Below are 19,395 nucleotides of genomic sequence, written 5' to 3'. Positions count from 1 at the left end.
TCATTAGCTAGTCTTCGAGACCAGTATGTATGATTTGTAAATTAATGTTAACGTTAATTGGCATCTCAGGATACTGCTGATAAAATGCTTCTTCCTTCCATGTTCGATCCTGTGACCGTACAATATTGCCAAGTCCAAGGGGATCTACTTCATTTTCTTTAAAAAGTGCTAATAAGTCCCTAATCTCCTTTTCTAGCTTCTCTACTATCATATTCTTCATTTCCCTTACATCTTTGTCTTTTTCAAGATTATATCGATTCGGATATTGCATCAGTGTCCACTCTAGCCGTAAACGAAGATTTAATTGCTTCTTCTTCTGGTTCCAATCCCAATGACTTTTACTTCGGAATGCTCGAACCGTTATTATTTCCTTCGAGTTCTTCTGATCGAGGTCCATTTTCAAGGTTGCTTCACTACGGTAATCCTTAAGAATCGAAAATAAGATGGACTGCTCTGGATTTAAGCGGAGCTTTAATTGATCATCCTTAAAGATCCCAAGACCCTCAATCTTCAACTTTTCATTTTCGTCTATCGCCAGCATCGGAACATAGGGATCCATACCTGCTCCGTAAAAGTGATTGAGGAAATAATGAAGGTTCATGTTTGGCAGGTTCTGCCCTTGCATATTATGCTCTAGCTGTTCAGCTAAGGTCAGTGATTTTTCCTTTTTAAAAGCATTCAGCGTTTCTTTCGCCGTATGCGTAGAGGCAACGATTTGAATATTGGTCCCAAGCTGTGGCGTAATCACAAAGCGATCGACCATATTCCTAATGCCTGCTTTAGCATAGCGATTCCCAATTATTAACACTCTAATTTTAGCTATTTCAATGGGAGTATTTGAATACGCCTCCATTTTTGGCACAATAAGTGCGCTCGTTTCCCCTTGTTCAGATAAATATTGAATTTGGTCACTTGCCTTGCTCTTCGTATATTCAGGGGATAACACCGTACCGATTAATTCCCCATTATCGGATTGGTCGAACCCAAATAAATGGACGATACTAATTTTGTCGATAATCCTCGTCCTATTACAACCTAAAAGACTCACAAGACACACCATTAATAAAAGAAACCTGTAATGCTTTCGCGATTTTTTCATAAGTTACTCAGCCTTTATGTCATCATTATTCATTCAGTATTCAGACCTTCCTCGGGGTCTTGATCAGAATCAGGTGAATATCTTTTTAAGCTTAAAGGCCTTAAATACCAAGGGCGATTATTGTACTTAAGATAATCAGGCCTGATAAAGGAAGTGGCAACCCCGCCTTTTCGATAAGGATAAATCGGAACTAAATAGGGAACACCGAGTGATTTTAGACGTGATAAATGGGCGATTAAAAAAATTAAGCCAACATAAATACCTAAGCCGCCCCAAATGCTTGCAAGCAGGATAAAAGGGTATCGTAATAAACGGACGGCATTTGACATTTTATAAATAGGGGTTGTAAAAGAAGACAATGCGGCAAGGGCAACAAAAATCAATAAAATATTACTGGTTAATGCTGCTTCAACCGTTGCTTGACCTATGACAATCCCGCCGACAATACCGAGCGTTTGGCCAATTTTTGTTGGCAGCCGTGCCCCCGCTTCCCTCAATAGGTCGATGGTAATCTCCAGGAATAAAACCTCTAATACAGGCGGAAAAGGGACATTCGCCCGCGAATGAATAATGGGACCTAACAAATCCTTCGGTACAACCTCATAATGAAATGTTAAAATCGCAACATAAAAGGCGGTGGCAAAAATCGAAAACAGCATCCCAAATACTCGGATTAATTTAAAAAACGACGCAATCATCGACGGAAGGTAAAAATCCTCCGGGTTTGAGAAAAAATCCATCAATGTGACCGGTCCAATAACTGCGTAGGAGGATTTATCACTTATAAGAACCACCTGCCCCTCTACAATGGCCCCTACTGCTCTGTCGACACGCTCTGTTGTGATATATAAGGGAAAGGGGGTCGAACTATGGTCCGAAATCATTTGTTCAAGCAGTGTATTATCAAAGGTGATATCCACATCAAGCTCTGTGAGCCGCTGTTTAATCGTGTTGACATATTCAGGATTGGTGACACCCTCTAGATAGGCCAAAGCCACCTTTATCCTCGACCTTGAACCAACCATTAGCTCTTCAAAAATAAGGTCGGTTGTGTGTAGATGGTCTCTTATTAAATGAAGATTGGTGACGATATCCTCAATAAAACCAACCTTTGGTCCAATGACACTAAACTCATTTTGCGTATCATTTGTTTCACGCTGCCCCAACCTGGAATTACTCACATTTATGAGAGCATATTCCTTCATGCTGTCTTTAAAATAAATGGCAATCATTCCATCATGAAGCGCGTGTCCAACCATAACCGGGTCAGTGATGATTTTGATATCCTCTATAGGAACAATCGCCATTAGGTCAGAAAGCTCTTTTATTTGCGAGGCCTTTTCCTTGAGTGATGGTAAAACAGATTGCTGTAGGATATCTGGATTAATCAAGGTTTGATAAAAACTAATCCGGATCGAAGACTCCTTTGCCAATGGTGAAATCGTGACAAAGTCACTGGACTTATTCGCCTTTTCAAATACTTCATCCTTTGTTATTTCCTCTGTCTCAACACTTCTTTCGGATGTTTGTCTCTGTCCTCTTTTCTTCCTAAACATTGCTCCACCCAATCCTACATAAAAAATACTATGGTATCTGTAGTATTTATCAACAAGATTGGAAATATGTTCAACCTAAGTGAAAAATGTAGAAAAACAGGTAAGGCTGGATTGGAAGCATGGGGGATGTTTTTTTTAAAAGTGGAAAAATAGTCTGAATAATGGATATGGGGGCGACTGCCGAAAAATGGTGATTATAACTTGTTAGGCGGAGAAATTCCGTTTAATGGCTCGAAATGAGACAAAAATCAAATTCGCCCGTCGAATTTGCGTCCGGATTACCTGAGCTCGCTCGGGTAATCTACCTTAAAACAATCGCAAGTCTCGCCGGAGGCTTAACTTCATTCATCCGGGGTTTGATCCCCACTAAATCGAAGGACCATTGCATACATCCCCCACTTGTAGAAGTGGAGACTGCTATACCTGTCGCAAGCTTTTGGTACAAAAAACATTTGCTGAATGAAGTTTAAAAAATTGGCCACAAAAGGAGAGCAAACATAATGCCTGCTCTCCCATCAATAATATCCCTGTGAAACATTGAATATCTATTGTGAAACAAGATTTTTCGGGCGGTGCCTGTCACCCAATATGACTTCGATGAATTTTTCAATTGTTGATGTCATATGGGTGTCGGCTCTTCTGATAAAGACGGTTTTGATTTTGCTGTATTCTTCTGGAAGTGTGTGGCATTGGATGTGGCCGCTTTGTTCTAGATGGGTGACGGCTAACCTTGGTACAAAGGTAATACCAAGTCCCATTGTTACACTTTGTAGGATGGTTTCTAATGTACCGAATTCCATTATTCTTTTGGGTGTGATGTTTTGGTCTTTATACCATGCTTTAAGACGCGCCCTATATCCACAGCCCTCGCTAAAACATAAAACAGGCTGCTCCTTTACCTCTTCCATTGTGGAGATGTGCCTATCGCAGATTAAAACAAGCTCCTCTTGGAACACCTCATGGGATACAAGGTCGGGATGAAAGTCTGCTTCCGTCACAAACGCTCCGTCCAGCTTATGATATAAGACCTTCTCCTCTAATGTTTCTGTGACACCTGAAAAGAGGGATAAATCAACATTTTTATATTTCTTAATATAGGTAGATAATATTTTGGGTAAATGGCTGACCGTCTCTACTGTGCCAATCTCCAGCTTGCCAGATGGCTCCTCGTTACTTTGAACTACTTTTTTCATTTCGGCTGTTAACATTAATATTTTTTTACAATACGCCAGAAGCTTTTTTCCTTCAGGTGTTAAACTCATCCCGCGACGATGTCGGTTAAATAAAGGAGTATTCAGCTCGGTTTCGAGCTTCTGTATTCTCGAGGTAATGTTTGATTGCACGTAACTTAGCTCTTTTGCCGCTTCTGTGATTGTGCCCTTTTCCGCCACTACCTGAAAGATTTCTAAGTCCTTAAATTCCACAATCTTCCCATCCTTTTTAAATTTTCATTATTATCACTATATTATCAATAAAAATGATATTAATCATCATTATTGTTCATTTTACAAGATAGTAAAAAAGATAGAAGATAAATATGTCAATTTTGTGAAGGAGGTAGAGGTTTTGAAGAACAGTGTCTGGCTAGGAGCTATTTTATGCTTTATTGCTGCGGTGTCCTGGGGAGCCATGTTTCCTGTAGCACATGCTGCTTTCAAATATATAGATCCTTTCTATTTTACAATCATCCGCTATGGGTCAGTTACGGTTATTTTGGTTTTAATTCTGTTATGGAAAGAAGGAAAACAGGCTTTTCGATTGGAAGGAAAAGGTCTGCCCTTATGGTTTTTCGGCACAATGGCGTTTACCGTCTATAATTTATTCATCTTTTGGGGCGAGGATTTATTAGGCGAACCAGGCGTGATGGTTGCATCGATTATGGAATCACTCATGCCGATGATTTCCATCGTCATTGTATGGTTGTTTTTTAAAAAAAGACCTCATCTCTTCACATTAATGTGTGTAGTCGTTTCCTTTATCGGTGCTGTACTCGTGATTACAAAAGGGGATATTAAAGCATTTCTTAGTGCGACAGATCATATAATCCCATCGGTGCTCATATTTATTGCCGTGGTTGGCTGGGTGATTTACACAATGGGCGGCAGTGAGTTTAGCAGCTGGTCTGCTTTAAGATATTCAACGTTAAGCTGTTTGCTTGGTACGGTGACGGCGGCTGTCATTGTAGCGGTGGCAACATTGTTTGGCACTATTTCCGTCCCATCAGGAAGTGCCATCAAAGCAGTCGGTCCGCATCTATTATTTATGATTCTATTCCCTGGCGTCATTGCACTCGTAGGCTGGAACATCGGCGTAAGTATGTTATCGCCATTAAATGGACTGCTGTTTATTAACTTTGTTCCTGTCACAACACTTTCCATTTCAATTATTCAAGGCAATCAGATCACAATGTTTGATCTAATCGGGACGGTATTTATCATCGTTTCACTTCTTTCTAATAATATTTTTATCAGAATTCTGCAAAAGAGAGAAGCGAAGCTGCCTGTTCGAACAAACCTGCGTGAGCAGATCTCTTAACTAAGAAGGAGGGACCGGTTAGGTGTGTCCCTCCTTTTAGCCATATATCCGCCAAACATGGCCCGTGGAACATTTTTTGAAGCAAGATGCAATTATTAAAGCTGATTGATCAATATCGAAAATACCTTCACCCTACTTTATTTAAAAATAACCTGCACGAGCATGGTGTCACGAGAAGCTGTCTTTCCAAGTTATTTCCGGATGGGTATATGGAATCTAGATTCCGCCATACCGTCTCTTTCGTTGCCTGTATTCTTCTAAGGCCTGCAGAAATTCCTTCTCTGAGAAATCCGGCCATAGGACATCCGTAAACCAAAACTCAGTGTAGGCCAGCTGCCAGAGCAGGAAATTACTTAGGCGTTTTTCCCCGCCGGTACGTATGAGCAGGTCAGGCTCTGGCATCCCTGCCGTATAAAGATATTGTGAAACATGCTGTTCGTCCAGTTCCTCCAATGATAATTTCTCGTTGTTGATATCGGCATACATTTCCTTCATGGCCTTTATTAACTCGTGTCTACTTCCATAGTTGAGCGCAAAATTCAGCCTGAGGCCGTCATTATTCCTGGTACGGTCAATCGCAAATTGTACCGCTTCCCGTGTATGAGCTGGTAGATTTTCCATATCACCGATTGCCCCAATTCGCACGTTGTTTGAGATAAGCTCTGGCAGATAGAGGTGCAGAAACTCCTTCGGAAGTTTCAAAATAAAGTCTACCTCAGGTCTTGGACGTTTCCAGTTTTCCGTGGAAAACGTATAAAGTGTCAGAGCCTTCACATTTAGCTTGACTGCGGCCTTGACCACTTTCATCACAGTAGAAATCCCTTCCTTATGCCCCGCCACTCGTGGCAAGCCTCGCTTCTGTGCCCAGCGTCCATTTCCGTCCATAATAATGGCAATATGCTCCGGTGCTGCTTCTTCTGGAAACTGATAGGATTCTTTTGATTGTTTATGATTGAAAAAAGGAACTTTCATTGACATGGTCTTTCCCCCGAAATATGGTTATTCTCTCAGCCCTCTCACCCGTAGGACACAGGGAGAGACTCCTTTAGGGAGGCAGTGCTCTGCCTTTTATCCCATGAGCTGAGTGTTTTTTCCCGACTGCAATGTCAGGTTATGAGCATTACATTTCTTCGCCACTTTTATATTCTAAAATATCACCAGGCTGACATTCTAACGCCTTGCAAATTGCGTCTAAGGTGGATAAACGGATGGCTTTTGCCTTTCCATTTTTCAAAATGGAAAGATTGGCCATTGTGATTCCAACTCGCTCAGAAAGCTCTGTGACGCTCATTTTCCGTTTCGCTAACATCACATCTATATTGATTATTATCGCCATTTTCCCCACCTCAGACCGTTAGATCATTTTCAGATTTAATATCAATCGCTTCTTTTAAAAGCCGTTGCAGAACCGCAGCAAAGACTGCGATTACCATCGAAGCACCAACAATGACCATTCCCATTAAGACGAGCCCTGGCGCATCATCCCATTCCGCTATGATAAAGACCAATGGCAGAGCTGATACGTACAAGCAGCTGATGGTGATGGCACAGTGTTTGATTTTCTTGAGTGCTGCTACGGATAATTCGGAAAAAGCCTGGTTCTTGTCAATATAGTTTAACAGTCTAAATGCCTGATACAAGGCATAATAAAACGGAATCGCTGATACATACATGATAGCTAAAATGCCGAATACGACATATGCCAATACATCCCCATCTTTGGCATGCTCAATGGCTACGCTGGCTATCTGTGGCAGCAGGAAGATGCACAAAGCAAGAACAGGAATGCCAATGCAGATAACCGCTGTCTTTAAAAATAACGTTGACCCTCGTTTCATGAAAAAGCACCTCACTTGGTTATTTACGAATTGATAGTAGCACAGGATTTATCGTTTTACAATAAATTTTTATCCTTTTTAGTTAGTTATTTATTGCGGTACGAGTTGGGGGAATGGGATTGTATGGAGGGGTTGAGGGGGATGAGACTGTATTGCAGACTGAATGGTATTTTGCTTCTGACAGACCTTCAGTTTATGGACCTATTTTTGTCCGAGTTCCCCCTCCTTCTGACAAACTTTCGATTTAATAACTGAATTTTGTCTGAGTTCCCCCTCCCTATTGACTTCTTCATGCTATATTAGCTCAGCTCTGTCAGAACCAGCCTCTTTTTCCCAAAGCAGTACAGTCACGGGAATTCGATTGCAAAAGGATAGGAAATAATAGACAATAAATACGACTTATTGTGAAACACATATATGTATTTTGGTTTGGGAGTGGAAGGATGAAGGATATAACGATATTAATTGCTGATGATGAGGAGGAAATTGCGGATCTGATTGGCATTCATTTAGAAACTGAAGGCTATCAGGTGTTGAAAGCGGGTGATGGGCTGGAGGCGCTTCGTGTCGTTGAGACGGAGCCTGTTGATTTGCTGATTTTAGATATTATGATGCCGAAAATGGATGGTTATGAAGTAACCCGCCGGATACGCGAGCAGCATAATATGCCGATCATTTTTTTAAGTGCCAAGACCTCCGATTTCGATAAGGTACAGGGCCTGGTCATTGGGGCCGACGATTATATGACAAAGCCATTCGCCCCCATTGAGCTGGTTGCCCGTGTCAATGCGCAGCTCCGCCGATTTATTAAGCTCAACCAGCCGAAAATCGAAACAGCTCACAAAACAAGCATGGAATTTGGTGGTTTAACGATTTCACCTGAGCAACGGACCGTGGCGTTATATGGCCAAAGCATCGAGCTGACACCAAAGGAATTTGATATTTTGTATTTACTAGCGAGTCACCCTAAGAAGGTATTCAGTGTGGAAAATATATTTCAGCAGGTGTGGGGTGAAGCCTATTTTGAAGGTGGAAATACGGTCATGGTTCATATACGAACGCTAAGAAAAAAGCTTGAAGAAGACAAACGGAAGGATAAATGGATTAAGACTGTGTGGGGAGTAGGGTATAAATTCGATGGCTAAAAGGATACATAGTTTTCGTGCCAAGATGGTATTATTATTTGGTTTAAGCATGCTTCTTTCCGGAATCACAACATACATCGTTTTTAAAGGACTGCAGTTATATTACCATATGAAGGTCCGTTTTGGGGATCCACTTGCCCTAGTTCGTCACATTATGGGGCTATTTGGAGACTTTACTATCTTTTTTATCGTGTTTATTTTGCTATCATTCCTATATTTCTTTTTCCTAACAAAGCCCTATTCCACCTATTTCAAGGAAATTTCTAACGGGATTCACAACCTTGCTCGTGGGGACTTTCAGCACAAGGTCCAGATTCCATCCAATGATGAATTTAGAGCGATTGCTCAGGACATTAATCTGGCGGGTGAAAAATTGCAGGAGGCGATTCAGCGGGGTGATTTCTCCGAAAGCAGTAAGGATCAACTGGTCGTCAATTTAGCGCATGATTTACGGACGCCGCTTACCTCGGTGCTAGGCTATTTGGATTTGCTCCTCAAGGATGAAGACCTGTCGAAAGAGCAGACAAGACATTTTTTGCAAATTGCCTTTACGAAATCGCAGCGGTTAGAAGGGCTGATTGATGAATTATTCGAGATAACGCGGATGAACTACGGGATGCTTCCGGTAGAAAAAAGGTCGATTAATTTAACAGACCTGCTCCATCAATTAACGGAGGAGATGTATCCTGTGCTCGAGAAAAATCATTTGCTTGTCCGGATGAATTGCCTGCCCCAATTAACGATTCATGCTGACGGTGCTTTGCTGGCCCGTGTGTTTGAAAATCTACTGACGAATGCGATTCGTTACGGATATGATGGTCAATTTGTCGATATCAACGGCTTTATTGAAGAGAACGAGGTCGTGGTACAGGTGATCAATTATGGTGATTCGATTCCACCGGAAGAGCTTCCACAGCTTTTTGATATGTTCTATACCGGCGACAAAGCACGAACGCATCGTGAGGATAGCACAGGTCTTGGCTTGTTCATTGCCAAGAATATTGTCGAACAGCACGACGGAACCATTACCGCGAAAAGTAATGTCATTCAAACATCATTTGAGGTTCGTCTGCCAAAGCAAAATGATGAACCATAAGTACCGATTTTAAGAAAAATTTAAGAAATACCCTACTCTTTATTTAAATAGTTTTTCCTATTCTTTTAAGTATGGAAGCTGAAGGAGGAACTAATAAATGAAGAAGTGGGGCTTTTTACTAATCATATTGAGTTTTGGGTTGACCTTTTTATATACTGAGCCTTTTTTTGAACCGAAAATTGAAATACATGATGATACTGAAAATAAAATTGATAGAGGAACCTCTGAAAATATCGAAATCGAAAAGGATCAAATCTATCAAGGAAACCTGCTGTTAGTAAACCAGGACCATCCCGTTCATCAGGAGAGTATCCTATCAGATATCGTCAACCTTTATGAGCATCAGGAATTAACAAAAGGATATGGGCTGATGGAAAATGAAATGTACTTATCAGAGGAAATCGCACGGGAGTTTTCCAAGATGATTCTGGCAGCAAATAACGAAGGTGTGCAAAATTTCTGTATCACGAGCGGCTTTCGCGGCTTTGAAGCTCAAAGTGTGCTGTATCAAGAGATGGGCTCAGACTATGCCTTGCCAGCAGGATATAGCGAGCATAATCTTGGATTGGCGCTTGATGTAGGGTCAACGCAAATGAAGATGGCCGATGCACCGGAGGGTAAGTGGATAGAAGAAAACGCTTGGAAATACGGCTTCATTCTACGCTATCCAAAGGATAAAACCGATATAACAGGGATTCAATATGAACCATGGCATATCCGCTATGTCGGCCTCCCTCACAGCGCCATTATGCAGGAAAAAAACTTCGTGCTAGAAGAGTATTTAGAATACCTTAAGGAAAAAAAACAAATATCGGCCAATTTGAATGGGGAAAGCTATAAGATTACCTATTTTCCTGTTTCTGAAAACGCGCTGATTGAAGTACCGATGAATCATGTTTATGAGATTTCAGGAAACAATACTGATGGGGTGATTGTGACGGTTCATTCCTAATCGCTGCTCTATTTGACAGATGGTACCAGACCTTTCATTGAAAAAAGCTTATCAGGACGATGAGCTTTTTCTCCTTTTTAATTCTCTTAAATAACAGCATCGTTTCTTTCTTATACTATTCTGATGCCCCTATCTCACTCACCCCCCTCCATTTTTCCATAAAGTCTTTCTATTAAACTCGTCTAATCCATCATTTTTCTCACTTTAAACAAAAAAATTTTCAGTTAATTTTTCTCATTTAAACCCTCATGTGGCGCGTTTTTGAACACTTTGTGAACTTTTGAATAAGAAAACGCTTACATTTTTTCCTTGACGTTACGATACCCTCGTTTTATTATATTAATATAGAAAGACATTCATGAATTTTCCTAAGATTAATATCATTCAATTGATATTATCTTTCCTTCTTTAATACAAAGTAAAACAATATTCTTACCTAGATTTATCAACTAAGTCGAAAAATATTGGGGGAAACTTTTATGAAGAAAGTATTGCAAATGGCCAGTGCCTTCATCGGAATCATTATTGGAGCGGGTTTTGCTTCAGGACAAGAAATTTTACAATACTTTACTAGTTTTGGATTGCTAGGGACAATCGCAATCATAATTGCAACTGCCCTATTTGCCTATGTAGGTATGATTTTAACGCGATTAGGAAGTCGCATGAGGGCAAATAACCACAGTGATGTAATATATAAAATTAGTGGAAAATTTATTGGTAGAATTATAGACTACATTCTTGTAGCGGTATTAATCGGTGTAGGAGTTGTCATGATCGCAGGTGGGGGATCTACCCTTAATCAACAATTTGGATTACCGTTTTGGGTAGGGGCCTTATTGATGGTCGTTCTCTTAAGCCTTGCTGCAGTAAATGATGTAAGTCGAGTGGTAAATATTATTGGAAGTATTACACCATTTTTAATCATTTCAGTTGTCCTTGTAGCTATTTATACACTATTTACAATGGATGGTTCATTCTCACAGCTAAGTGCGATTGCAGCGGAACAGCCAAAGGCGTTGCCAAACTGGGCATTATCAGCGGTTAACTATGTGTCCTTTAATATCGCGGTTGGTGCATCAATGTCAATCGTAATGGGTGGAGATGAAAAAGATGAAAAGACAGCCGCTTTAGGTGGATTATTTGGTGGACTCGGGATTGGCGTACTGATTTTATTAAGTCACTATGCGATTCTAGCAAACATCGAACTGGTTGCAGGTGTTGATATGCCAATGCTAAAAATCGTTGATGAGCTTTCACCAATCTTAGGCTTTCTTTATTCCTTAATTCTATTTGGAATGGTGTTCAATACAGGACTAAGTATGTTCTACTCATTTGGTGCTCGATTTGCCCATACAGGGACAAAGAAGTTCAAAATGATAACAATCGGTTCCATCGTAGCTGGTTTTGGATTAAGCTTTGTTGGTTTCACAAGTCTTGTATCGATCTTCTATCCACTATTCGGTTACCTTGGTTTAGTCCTTTGTGCAGTGCTTATTGTAGCATCCTTTAGAATTAAAAAATATAAAGCGCTTTCAGCAGAACAAAAGGCCGCTTAATAAAATCAAATTAGCCCGTCGAATATGCGTCCGGATTACCTGAGCTCGCTCGGGTAAGCAACCTTTAAAAAATCGCAAGACTCGCCGGAGGCTGAATGAAGTTAAAACAAGGAGAATGGATTTCAATCCATTCTCCTTGTTTTTTTATATGAGACAATTCTCGCGCTTCACTCTGAATCGCATACACTGCTTCTTTTACAGACTAGTTAATTGATTTTCGCTGTCTGTACGGCTCCATTTCAGTAGAGGTGGATTTTTCACTGTGAGTGTTTTCTTTTTCTTCCAGTATTCCTGCTCTGAGCCGGTGGCTTCCGTGTCTGTTAACCGATCGATCAGCCATTTTTTCTCTTTTTCATGATAGACAAGAGCATAGGTTCTTATAGATTGATAGGATAAATCCTCATAGGTTGGGACATCTGCAATTTTTATTTTACGATTATAGGTCACTAAGGCTTTAACGTTTGCTGACCAATGTCCATCAAAATAATCGATCCTTAATTGATCGAGGTTGACGACTGCGCCTAAATACTGTGATTGAATTTCATCGATATACTCCGCATAAAAGGAAAAGGCAGAGTCGATTAATTCCTGGGTATACTCACCACCCTTGAAATCATCATTCACATTCGTAAAAACATTTGTATTGTAGGCAGAGGTTTCAAAGGCTGAAAGGTCTCTGTTCAAAATCTCCACTGCTTCGATAATCTCATTCGTAATTCCTTGATCACCTTTAGCGAGTCTTTCGGTATCGACAACATAGGTAATCAGGTCATTCCCCCAAGCATCCACCTGCTTCTTTTCAGTAAGTGTGCCAAGTGAATTATGAATTGTTACACTAACGTCATGGCTTCCTGGCAAAATCGGACCATATACATGCTCATCACTTATTTTCAATGGCTTCTTCACGGCTTTGATGCTGAGCTGGACTTGGTCGTTCTCATTTTGCCCCGATACTTTAATCGAGGTCGTTTTGACCTTCAATTTATAATCGGTTAGAATTCCCCATTTTTTACCGTCTCTGATGATACTAATTTGTTGGTTTTTTGAGGAATAATCCTTTGCCTCGATTTGTTCATACAGACCATCCTTGATTGCATGGTAGCTGTGGTCATTGGCTCTCAAATAGGCAACAAGTGCACCAAGCGTCCCCTTATTCACAACCGCTTCCTTTTGATCAGGAAGGATTAGGTCCGTAAGCCATTCAGGCTTGTTTTGCTCGACAGCTGCTTCAAATGCTTCTACCAGCTTATCCGGTCTGTTCAGGTGCTGAATGGTAAAAAACGCCACGACAATCAGGATGACTAAAATGGAAAGAGAAGCAGCTACTCTCAAGCTTTTTCCTGGCATGTGCACGTCCCCTTAATATTCCTCACCGGCAGCAAAGGTGTCGATTAATTGTTCCTTCCCATAATCATCTGATAAATCAACGGTCCATTTCCCGTCTTTTTCGACCATTAGGATTTCTAATTTCTCTCTGCTTTCCTTTGCTTCGATGGAGCTGATGATTGTATCAAGCTTTGAAAGCGCGTACTCCTGGCCGCCTTCATAATCACCTGTATTTTGATAGTATTCTTCATCGTATTCATTCACATAATCATATAAATCCACTAATGGAACCGTAGAGTATTCTACTAAAACAGCCGCTTTTCCCTCTGCATTTCCAACTGTTACGGCATTAATTTTAGCCTTTTCCGCTAAGGCTGTTTTATAATTGATATATTGCTTGTCAATTTCCTCATCTGACACGGTTACATCAATGAACCCATCCTGAATAGCCTCTTTAAATGCCTTTTTAGCCTCTTCCTGAAGAGCGGCTTTATCGGCGGTTACATATTTTTCATAATCAGCGTTTTCCTTGTCCATGTAGATGGTTTCAATATAAGCGGTTAACGCCTTTCCTGGATCATTGAGCTTGTCAAAGCTTGCTGCATATTTTTTCGTATCAAGTTCAATTTTGATTTCCTTTGCTTCATCCTCTGAACCTTTGACAAATGGCTTGATACCAAGCTCATACTTTTTATCCTTTTCTACATTGACGATCACGGTGAAGTCCTTCACCTTGTCCGCACCAATATCCCCATTTTGGTAGTAGTCGATATCAAGGTCCGAAAAGTATACGTCAGTTTCAGGAGATAATTGCTTTTCTCCATCGTACATCCTGATGTCATCATAGGATGAAATGGAAATCTCTGAATCGGATTTATTTTTAATTTTTAACTGAACTGCTAGTAGACCTTTCTTTGTTTCCTTATCTTCAGAAACACCATCGTCCTTACCGGCTAAAATGTATGAAGCGTCTTTAATCGACACATCCATGATATTGCTGCTTCCGCCACCTGTTTTTTCACTAGTGGATGAACAAGCTGCTAATGCCATCATTAAGGCAATAAATAGAGTAAAAACACCTAGCTTTCTCACAATCATACTACCCCTTTGCATAATTTTTTTGATACATGCTTCTAATCAAATCCGCCCGTCGAATATGCGTCCGGATTACCTGAGCTCGCTCGGGTAAACTACCTTAAAAAATCGCAAGACTCGCCGGAGGCTTATCTTCATTCAGCCGGGGTTTGTACCCCCACTGAATCGAAGGACCATTTGCATTCATCCCCCACTTATAGAAGTGGAGGACTTCTGTACCTGTCGCAAGCTTTCGGTACAAAAAGCATTTGCTGAATGAAGTTAAACTTGAACGAAATGAATCTATTGGTAGTGCCTATTTCCCCATCACTCAACAAAAATATACATCTATCAACATATTTCTACTTGTTTATCATAGATAAATGGAAAAATGTGGTCAATATGTAATAAGTATGGGGGTTGTTATGTATTTCCCTGTTCTGGGGTATTAGTTAAAAGGAATGGGAGTACTAGAAATAGCTTAAGGATAAATCGTATAAAGTGGATTTGGGTCATGATTCCTTCTCTTTTAGTAGAAAATTTACTAAGATTAGGGGAAGAAATAGCCCTTCTTTTATTCGCTGCTAGAAACCCAGATTAATAGGGATAAAGGACTAATTACTGTCTATTGAAGCACGGGAAATAATACTGCTTGTGAGAGATTAGAAGTTTCATTATTTGAAACGATTGCATGTTTTGACAGGATTTCCAATATAAAAACGTTGTCATTATTTTTGGGTCTATACTGACAGACTCTACGAAAATAGCTTTTGCTTTGTCAGAGCTGACTTTCCCTATTCTTCAAACGCAACAAATGAATTGGCACGAATTTGTCACACAGAGAGCTGTTTCTTCATAGTAAGTCTAGGACTACCATTTTATAATGAGACTAAAAGATAATTCCAATAAGTGTCAGCTAAATGATTAGTTTTTTACTAGCTTTTCCGAAAAAAATACTTAAGGCGGCGATTTAGTTTGGAAGAATACCTTCCAGGAAATTACATCTCAAGAGAAGTCAAACAAATCATCAACGAGGTTGGGGATGAAATCGAATGTGAGATTATCCGCTACAAAAACCGCTACGCAGTCACCGTCACCATTTGCCAGGACGAACCGCCTTTTTTAGATTGCATCGGATTTGGTGAGGACCCCCGCAGGAAAAAGAAAGCTCTGAAAAAGGCACTAAAGCACCTTTATATACAGGCGTACGGCAAATGACAGGTACCTCTTGACTCAGTAGCGAAACATTGGAACCACACCCCGTGCTTTTTCAGTTATATTTACTCGTGAAACAATCTGTGAAACAAGATTATTCGGGTGGTGACAGGCACCCTCTTGACTCAACATAAACAATAATATAATATGTTTATATTAATTCAAACAAATATTAATTATGTTTGTTAAATGAAACTGGATGTGATGATACAAATGAAATTATCTGATCTTTTTTGGAGTGCTTCTTTGGAGGAGCTGAAAAGTGGGTATAGCCAGGATAGTCATGCTTTTACTTGCCTTTTGTGTGCGGAGAGAATAGAAAAGGGGCTTGTGTATCCATATGAAAATCGTTTTTATGAAGCTGAGCGGTATATGCGAATTCATATTGAAAGAACCCACCAATCTGTCTTTGATTATTTATTAAGTATGGACAAAAAACTGACGGGTCTTACCGATCATCAAAAGAATTTGTTAACTCTTTTTTACCAAGGAAAAAGTGACAAGGAAATACAAAAAGAGCTGGAAATTGGCAGTGCCTCTACAATTCGTCATCATCGTTTTGCTTTGAAAGAAAAGGAGCGCCAGGCGAAGACTTTTTTAGCGATGATGGAATTATTAAAGGAAAAAGATGAGCATGCACCAGCCTTTGTCCCCGTGCATCAAACCGCGACAATGGTTGATGACCGCTATAACATTACACATGAGGAACAGGAGCAAGCATTGAATAAGTACTTCTCCGAAGGTCGGTTGACGAAGTATCCGCAAAAGGAAAAACAGCGACTGATTGTCCTTAGGGAGATTGCGAATCATTTAAAGCATGACTACGAATATAGTGAACAAGAATTAAATGGCCTATTAAAAGGCTATTATGAGGATTATGTATTAATTAGAAGATATTTAGTTGATTATGGATTTTTAGACCGTAAACCGGATGGAACCAGTTATTGGTTGAAAAAGTAATTACAAAATAGTAGGTGAAAAATGATGGACCGCAAAAAAGCATTAAAACAACAATTTAAGGAAACAGCCGTTACTGCAGGAGTCTACCAGATAAAGAATACAATCAACCAGAAAATATTAGTCGGTAGTACGAAAAACGTAAAAATGCTAAACGGAATCCAATTCATGCTGGAAACCAATTCCTATACCACGAATAAAGAATTGCAAAAGGAATGGAACGAGTATGGTAAGGATGCCTTTGAAATAGAGATCCTCGAAACCTTGAAAAAGAAGGATGAGCCTTATTTTAACGAAAGAGAGGCCTTAGCCGAGCTGGAGGAGCAATGGTTGGAGAAGCTGAAGCCTTATGGGGAACGAGGGTATAACCAGAAATAGAAGTTTCGGTTGTTTATTGCATAATTGATTATGGCTATGATTAATTATGCTTTCATGCTTTCTGTCGATCACAGCCATGATCACCCCAGCAGTGGGAATGCAAATGGAAATCTATCAAGCTGCTATGGAAGATTTATTGACCTAACGATCGATATAAAAATAAAAGAGCAGTTATTTGCTGCTCTTTTATTTTCTATATCGGCAATGTTCATTTTCAATCAAAAAGATCTCTAAGCTAAAAATACCTCATCGTTTACTTTTTTCTATGTAAAGCTTCACGCCTCCAACAAACAGAAGACAAATTATTGTGATGAAAAAACAAATAACAGTGATAATGGATACATTCAAAAAGATTTCCTCCTTTATCGTGATGAACCACTACTTTGTACTTCTAAGACTACCTGTTTCTTTCACTACCCGCTCAAATGAAGTTATTATCCATTATACATAATTTTCCTAAACAGAACCATTATCAGGGAATGAATTGACAATTAGCTTGAATATAAATTAATATTTGGTTGGTTGACCAACTAATATGGAGTGATGGTATGAGTGCTGAGGATAAACGGCAAAAATTAATAGATGCAGCGTATAAGGTGTTCAGTAGGAATGGCTTTAACAACTCTTCGATAAAGGATGTGGCCAAGGAAGCTGGCATTACTCCAGGTCTTGTTCACTATTATTTTAAAAGTAAGGAAGAATTATTACTTTCTATACAGGGACATATTCAAAATCAATACCATCGTCAATATGATAGCCAAGATGAAACGACAACTAGTCCCATCGATGTTCTGCTTGAAATAAAATCAAGAGTGGAAAAGGATCCGGATTGGTATCGCTGGCGCTATGAGCTTTATTCGCTAGGAGTAAAGAATGATTCTATTAAGCAAGAGGTTGCAGCCATTTTACAAACTGGAAGAGAAAGTATCTCGAATCCAATTCAAGGCCTGGTTGGGAATGGAGAAAAGGCTGATGCGCTTGCAAGCATTTTATTGGCCTGCTTTGATGGACTGGCCTTGCAAAAAATGATTGATGATAACTATAACCATGAGCAAACGTATAGTCTATTAATTGATTTGTTACAGGTTTATTTTAAGGGCTCTGTTCATGACAAATAATAATCTGTGACTGTAACCGGGATTCAGCTTTTAAAGATAAGAAGTCTATAACATTCAAAGGAGATAAAATGAAAAAATTATTCGTTACCATTGGAGTTATCCTCCTTCTGTTCAGCCCATTTTCTGTTAGTGCTGAACAGGATGAGCGGATCCCCCTGATTAAGGAATATGTTGAGGAAGCCCTAGAGATCCACCAAATCCCTGGTGCCTCATTGGCGATTGTCGAAAACGGGGAAACCATTTATCAGGAGCAGTGGGGAAAAATCAGTGATGGTTCGGCGGTGAAGGCTGACACCTCGATGCTGATCGGCTCCATGAGCAAGCCTATTACTGCTTTGGCCGTCATGCTGTTAGTCGAAGACGGGAAAATTAAGCTGGATGAACCGATACAGACCTATCTCCCATCGTTTAAGTATCAAGCGGACAGCTCAACACCGATTACCGTATGGCATCTAGTAGAGCAAACAAGCGGGATTCGTCAATCGGATGGACTTAAGGTGACCGACGAGGAGCGGGAGAGCAAGGGCGCGATGATAGAGGCAGTCGGGGAGCTGAGCGGTGTAACGTTATCGCGTGAGCCTGGGGAGCATTATGAATATAACTCGGCAAACTATTTACTCCTAGGTGCCATTATTGAAAAAGTGTCGCAGCAAACCTTTTCAGCGTTTGTGGAGCAGCGCATTTTTACACCACTTGGGATGATACATGCTGCAGCCGACTATGAAACCTCCGTGGAAAATGGATTTGTTCCCGGCTTCGAGTCATGGTTTGGCAAACCCAAAAGTAGTGATGGTTTCTATGACCATGCCGGAGCACCCTACGGCTATATGACTTCAAGCGCGAGCGATTTGGCGAAGCTTTTAACCTTCATGCTTGAAGGCGGCGACTTACTTTCAGAAGCAAGTCTCGATTTAATAAAAGCATTGCCTGGGGACGGGAAAACCTACGGATATGGCTGGCATTTTTCAAAAGAAGAGCATTTTCCCTTCCATGGCGGCGCTACACCACATTTTCGTGGGGAAATGTTCTTTATACCGGAGAAGGATTATGGGGCCGTGCTTTTAACGAATAAATATCATTTTACAGAGGATGCCCAGGTTTCGCAGGTGATGAAGGGAATCCGCTCGATTATGGATGGTTCAGCGCCCACTCCCTTAACAGTGCAGAGTCCTGCTATCCAATGGAGCATAGTACTTGTGCTAGTCCTTCTTGCTCTTCTAACCCTGTTCCAATTTTTCAGGCTAAAACGGAAAAAGGAGCTAAACCAAAAGAGATGGTTTATAACAGGAAGCATCGTCCTACTTCTTTCGCTTGGGTTTATCCCAGTGTTTAGTTCTATCATGAGGACCCCTTGGAAGAGCGTCAAACTCTTTGCACCAGATATTGCCCTTCTCATCGATTGTCTAATTGTTATTTTGGCTTTAAATGGAGCAATGACTTTAGTTATTACTTGGAGGAAAGGTGTACGTGAGCGGGTTTAATGGTTTAGGGCGAACGCTGAATGGGCGGTACTGGCACCTGTACTATTTTATCAACTTCCTAATAAATGA

At 40.4% G+C, this 19,395-nt stretch carries 18 protein-coding genes; 10 read left to right on the top strand and 8 right to left on the bottom strand.

Translation table 11 applies throughout. The features are described 5' to 3' along the window. Positions 1 to 7: 7 nt before the first annotated feature. The 3 genes from BQ5321_RS01655 to BQ5321_RS01645 form a co-directional block, all read right to left on the bottom strand. Positions 8 to 1,099 carry a Ger(x)C family spore germination protein gene (locus BQ5321_RS01655; RefSeq protein WP_084786595.1) on the bottom strand — a complete coding sequence of 364 codons (1,092 nt, stop codon included), beginning with the start codon at positions 1,097 to 1,099 and terminating at the stop codon, positions 8 to 10. A gap of 29 nt (positions 1,100 to 1,128) precedes the next feature. Continuing rightward, positions 1,129 to 2,655, bottom strand: a complete 1,527-nt coding sequence (locus BQ5321_RS01650) for a spore germination protein (protein WP_084786594.1) — start codon at positions 2,653 to 2,655, stop codon at positions 1,129 to 1,131. Between the two features lie 545 nt (positions 2,656 to 3,200). After that, positions 3,201 to 4,079: a LysR family transcriptional regulator gene (locus BQ5321_RS01645; protein ID WP_071392885.1), complete on the bottom strand. Its 879-nt coding sequence runs from the start codon at positions 4,077 to 4,079 to the stop codon at positions 3,201 to 3,203. 142 nt (positions 4,080 to 4,221) lie between these two features. On the opposite strand from BQ5321_RS01645, the gene BQ5321_RS01640 reads away from it, so the two are divergent. Next, positions 4,222 to 5,190 (top strand): DMT family transporter, encoded by a 969-nt coding sequence (locus BQ5321_RS01640; RefSeq protein WP_071392884.1) that lies wholly within the window; start codon positions 4,222 to 4,224, stop codon positions 5,188 to 5,190. A gap of 216 nt (positions 5,191 to 5,406) precedes the next feature. On the opposite strand, the gene BQ5321_RS01635 is transcribed toward BQ5321_RS01640, so the two are convergent. The 3 genes from BQ5321_RS01635 to BQ5321_RS01625 all read right to left on the bottom strand — a co-directional run bounded on the left by BQ5321_RS01635 (position 5,407) and on the right by BQ5321_RS01625 (position 7,028). Further along, positions 5,407 to 6,168, bottom strand: coding sequence for an isoprenyl transferase (locus BQ5321_RS01635; RefSeq protein ID WP_071392883.1), 762 nt, complete (start codon positions 6,166 to 6,168; stop codon positions 5,407 to 5,409). A gap of 142 nt (positions 6,169 to 6,310) precedes the next feature. Further along, the gene (locus tag BQ5321_RS01630) at positions 6,311 to 6,526 is read right to left on the bottom strand and encodes a helix-turn-helix domain-containing protein (protein ID WP_071392882.1); all 216 of its coding nucleotides are present in this window, start codon (positions 6,524 to 6,526) and stop codon (positions 6,311 to 6,313) included. Positions 6,527 to 6,536: 10 nt separating this feature from the next. Then, entirely contained in the window at positions 6,537 to 7,028 is a 492-nt protein-coding gene (locus BQ5321_RS01625; RefSeq protein ID WP_071392881.1) for a DUF2975 domain-containing protein, read from the bottom strand. A gap of 443 nt (positions 7,029 to 7,471) precedes the next feature. On the opposite strand from BQ5321_RS01625, the gene vanR reads away from it, so the two are divergent. The 4 genes from vanR to BQ5321_RS01605 all read left to right on the top strand — a co-directional run bounded on the left by vanR (position 7,472) and on the right by BQ5321_RS01605 (position 11,777). Beyond that, the gene (vanR, locus tag BQ5321_RS01620) at positions 7,472 to 8,173 is read left to right on the top strand and encodes a vancomycin resistance response regulator transcription factor, VanR-F/VanR-M family (RefSeq protein WP_071392880.1); all 702 of its coding nucleotides are present in this window, start codon (positions 7,472 to 7,474) and stop codon (positions 8,171 to 8,173) included. After that, a complete protein-coding gene (locus tag BQ5321_RS01615) occupies positions 8,166 to 9,269 on the top strand; it encodes a sensor histidine kinase (protein WP_071392879.1) in 1,104 nt (367 codons plus the stop codon). Before vanR ends, BQ5321_RS01615 begins: the two co-directional genes overlap by 8 nt. A 97-nt stretch (positions 9,270 to 9,366) precedes the next feature. Continuing rightward, positions 9,367 to 10,221: a VanY-A/VanY-F/VanY-M family D-Ala-D-Ala carboxypeptidase gene (gene vanY, locus BQ5321_RS01610; RefSeq protein WP_071392878.1), complete on the top strand. Its 855-nt coding sequence runs from the start codon at positions 9,367 to 9,369 to the stop codon at positions 10,219 to 10,221. Between the two features lie 479 nt (positions 10,222 to 10,700). Beyond that, complete coding sequence (locus BQ5321_RS01605; RefSeq protein ID WP_071392877.1) at positions 10,701 to 11,777, top strand: YkvI family membrane protein; 1,077 nt, start codon at positions 10,701 to 10,703, stop codon at positions 11,775 to 11,777. Positions 11,778 to 11,972: 195 nt separating this feature from the next. Here the strand turns inward: BQ5321_RS01605 and BQ5321_RS23570 are convergent, their stop codons facing one another. Beyond that, positions 11,973 to 13,124, bottom strand: a complete 1,152-nt coding sequence (locus tag BQ5321_RS23570; RefSeq protein WP_084786593.1) for a TcaA second domain-containing protein — start codon at positions 13,122 to 13,124, stop codon at positions 11,973 to 11,975. A gap of 12 nt (positions 13,125 to 13,136) precedes the next feature. Further along, positions 13,137 to 14,195 (bottom strand): DUF5105 domain-containing protein, encoded by a 1,059-nt coding sequence (locus BQ5321_RS01595; RefSeq protein WP_071393030.1) that lies wholly within the window; start codon positions 14,193 to 14,195, stop codon positions 13,137 to 13,139. A gap of 957 nt (positions 14,196 to 15,152) precedes the next feature. Between BQ5321_RS01595 and BQ5321_RS01590 the strand changes: the two genes are divergently transcribed. From BQ5321_RS01590 to BQ5321_RS01570, 5 genes are all read left to right on the top strand, one after another. Beyond that, positions 15,153 to 15,395, top strand: a complete 243-nt coding sequence (locus BQ5321_RS01590; RefSeq protein ID WP_071392876.1) for a hypothetical protein — start codon at positions 15,153 to 15,155, stop codon at positions 15,393 to 15,395. A 210-nt stretch (positions 15,396 to 15,605) separates the two neighbouring features. Next, the gene (locus tag BQ5321_RS01585; protein ID WP_071392875.1) at positions 15,606 to 16,352 is read left to right on the top strand and encodes a DUF2087 domain-containing protein; all 747 of its coding nucleotides are present in this window, start codon (positions 15,606 to 15,608) and stop codon (positions 16,350 to 16,352) included. Positions 16,353 to 16,376: 24 nt separating this feature from the next. Further along, positions 16,377 to 16,727, top strand: coding sequence for a GIY-YIG nuclease family protein (locus tag BQ5321_RS01580; RefSeq protein ID WP_071392874.1), 351 nt, complete (start codon positions 16,377 to 16,379; stop codon positions 16,725 to 16,727). A gap of 548 nt (positions 16,728 to 17,275) precedes the next feature. Beyond that, entirely contained in the window at positions 17,276 to 17,845 is a 570-nt protein-coding gene (locus BQ5321_RS01575) for a TetR/AcrR family transcriptional regulator (protein ID WP_071392873.1), read from the top strand. Between the two features lie 68 nt (positions 17,846 to 17,913). Then, positions 17,914 to 19,326, top strand: coding sequence for a serine hydrolase domain-containing protein (locus tag BQ5321_RS01570; RefSeq protein ID WP_071392872.1), 1,413 nt, complete (start codon positions 17,914 to 17,916; stop codon positions 19,324 to 19,326). The last annotated feature ends 69 nt before the right edge of the window (positions 19,327 to 19,395 follow it).

Origin of the sequence: Bacillus tuaregi, assembly GCF_900104575.1 — a bacterium.
GTDB lineage: Bacteria > Bacillota > Bacilli > Bacillales > Cytobacillaceae > Bacillus_BD > Bacillus_BD tuaregi.
The sequence above is the reverse complement of the archived record's forward strand: the minus strand, read 5'-3'. Positions and strand labels throughout refer to the sequence as shown.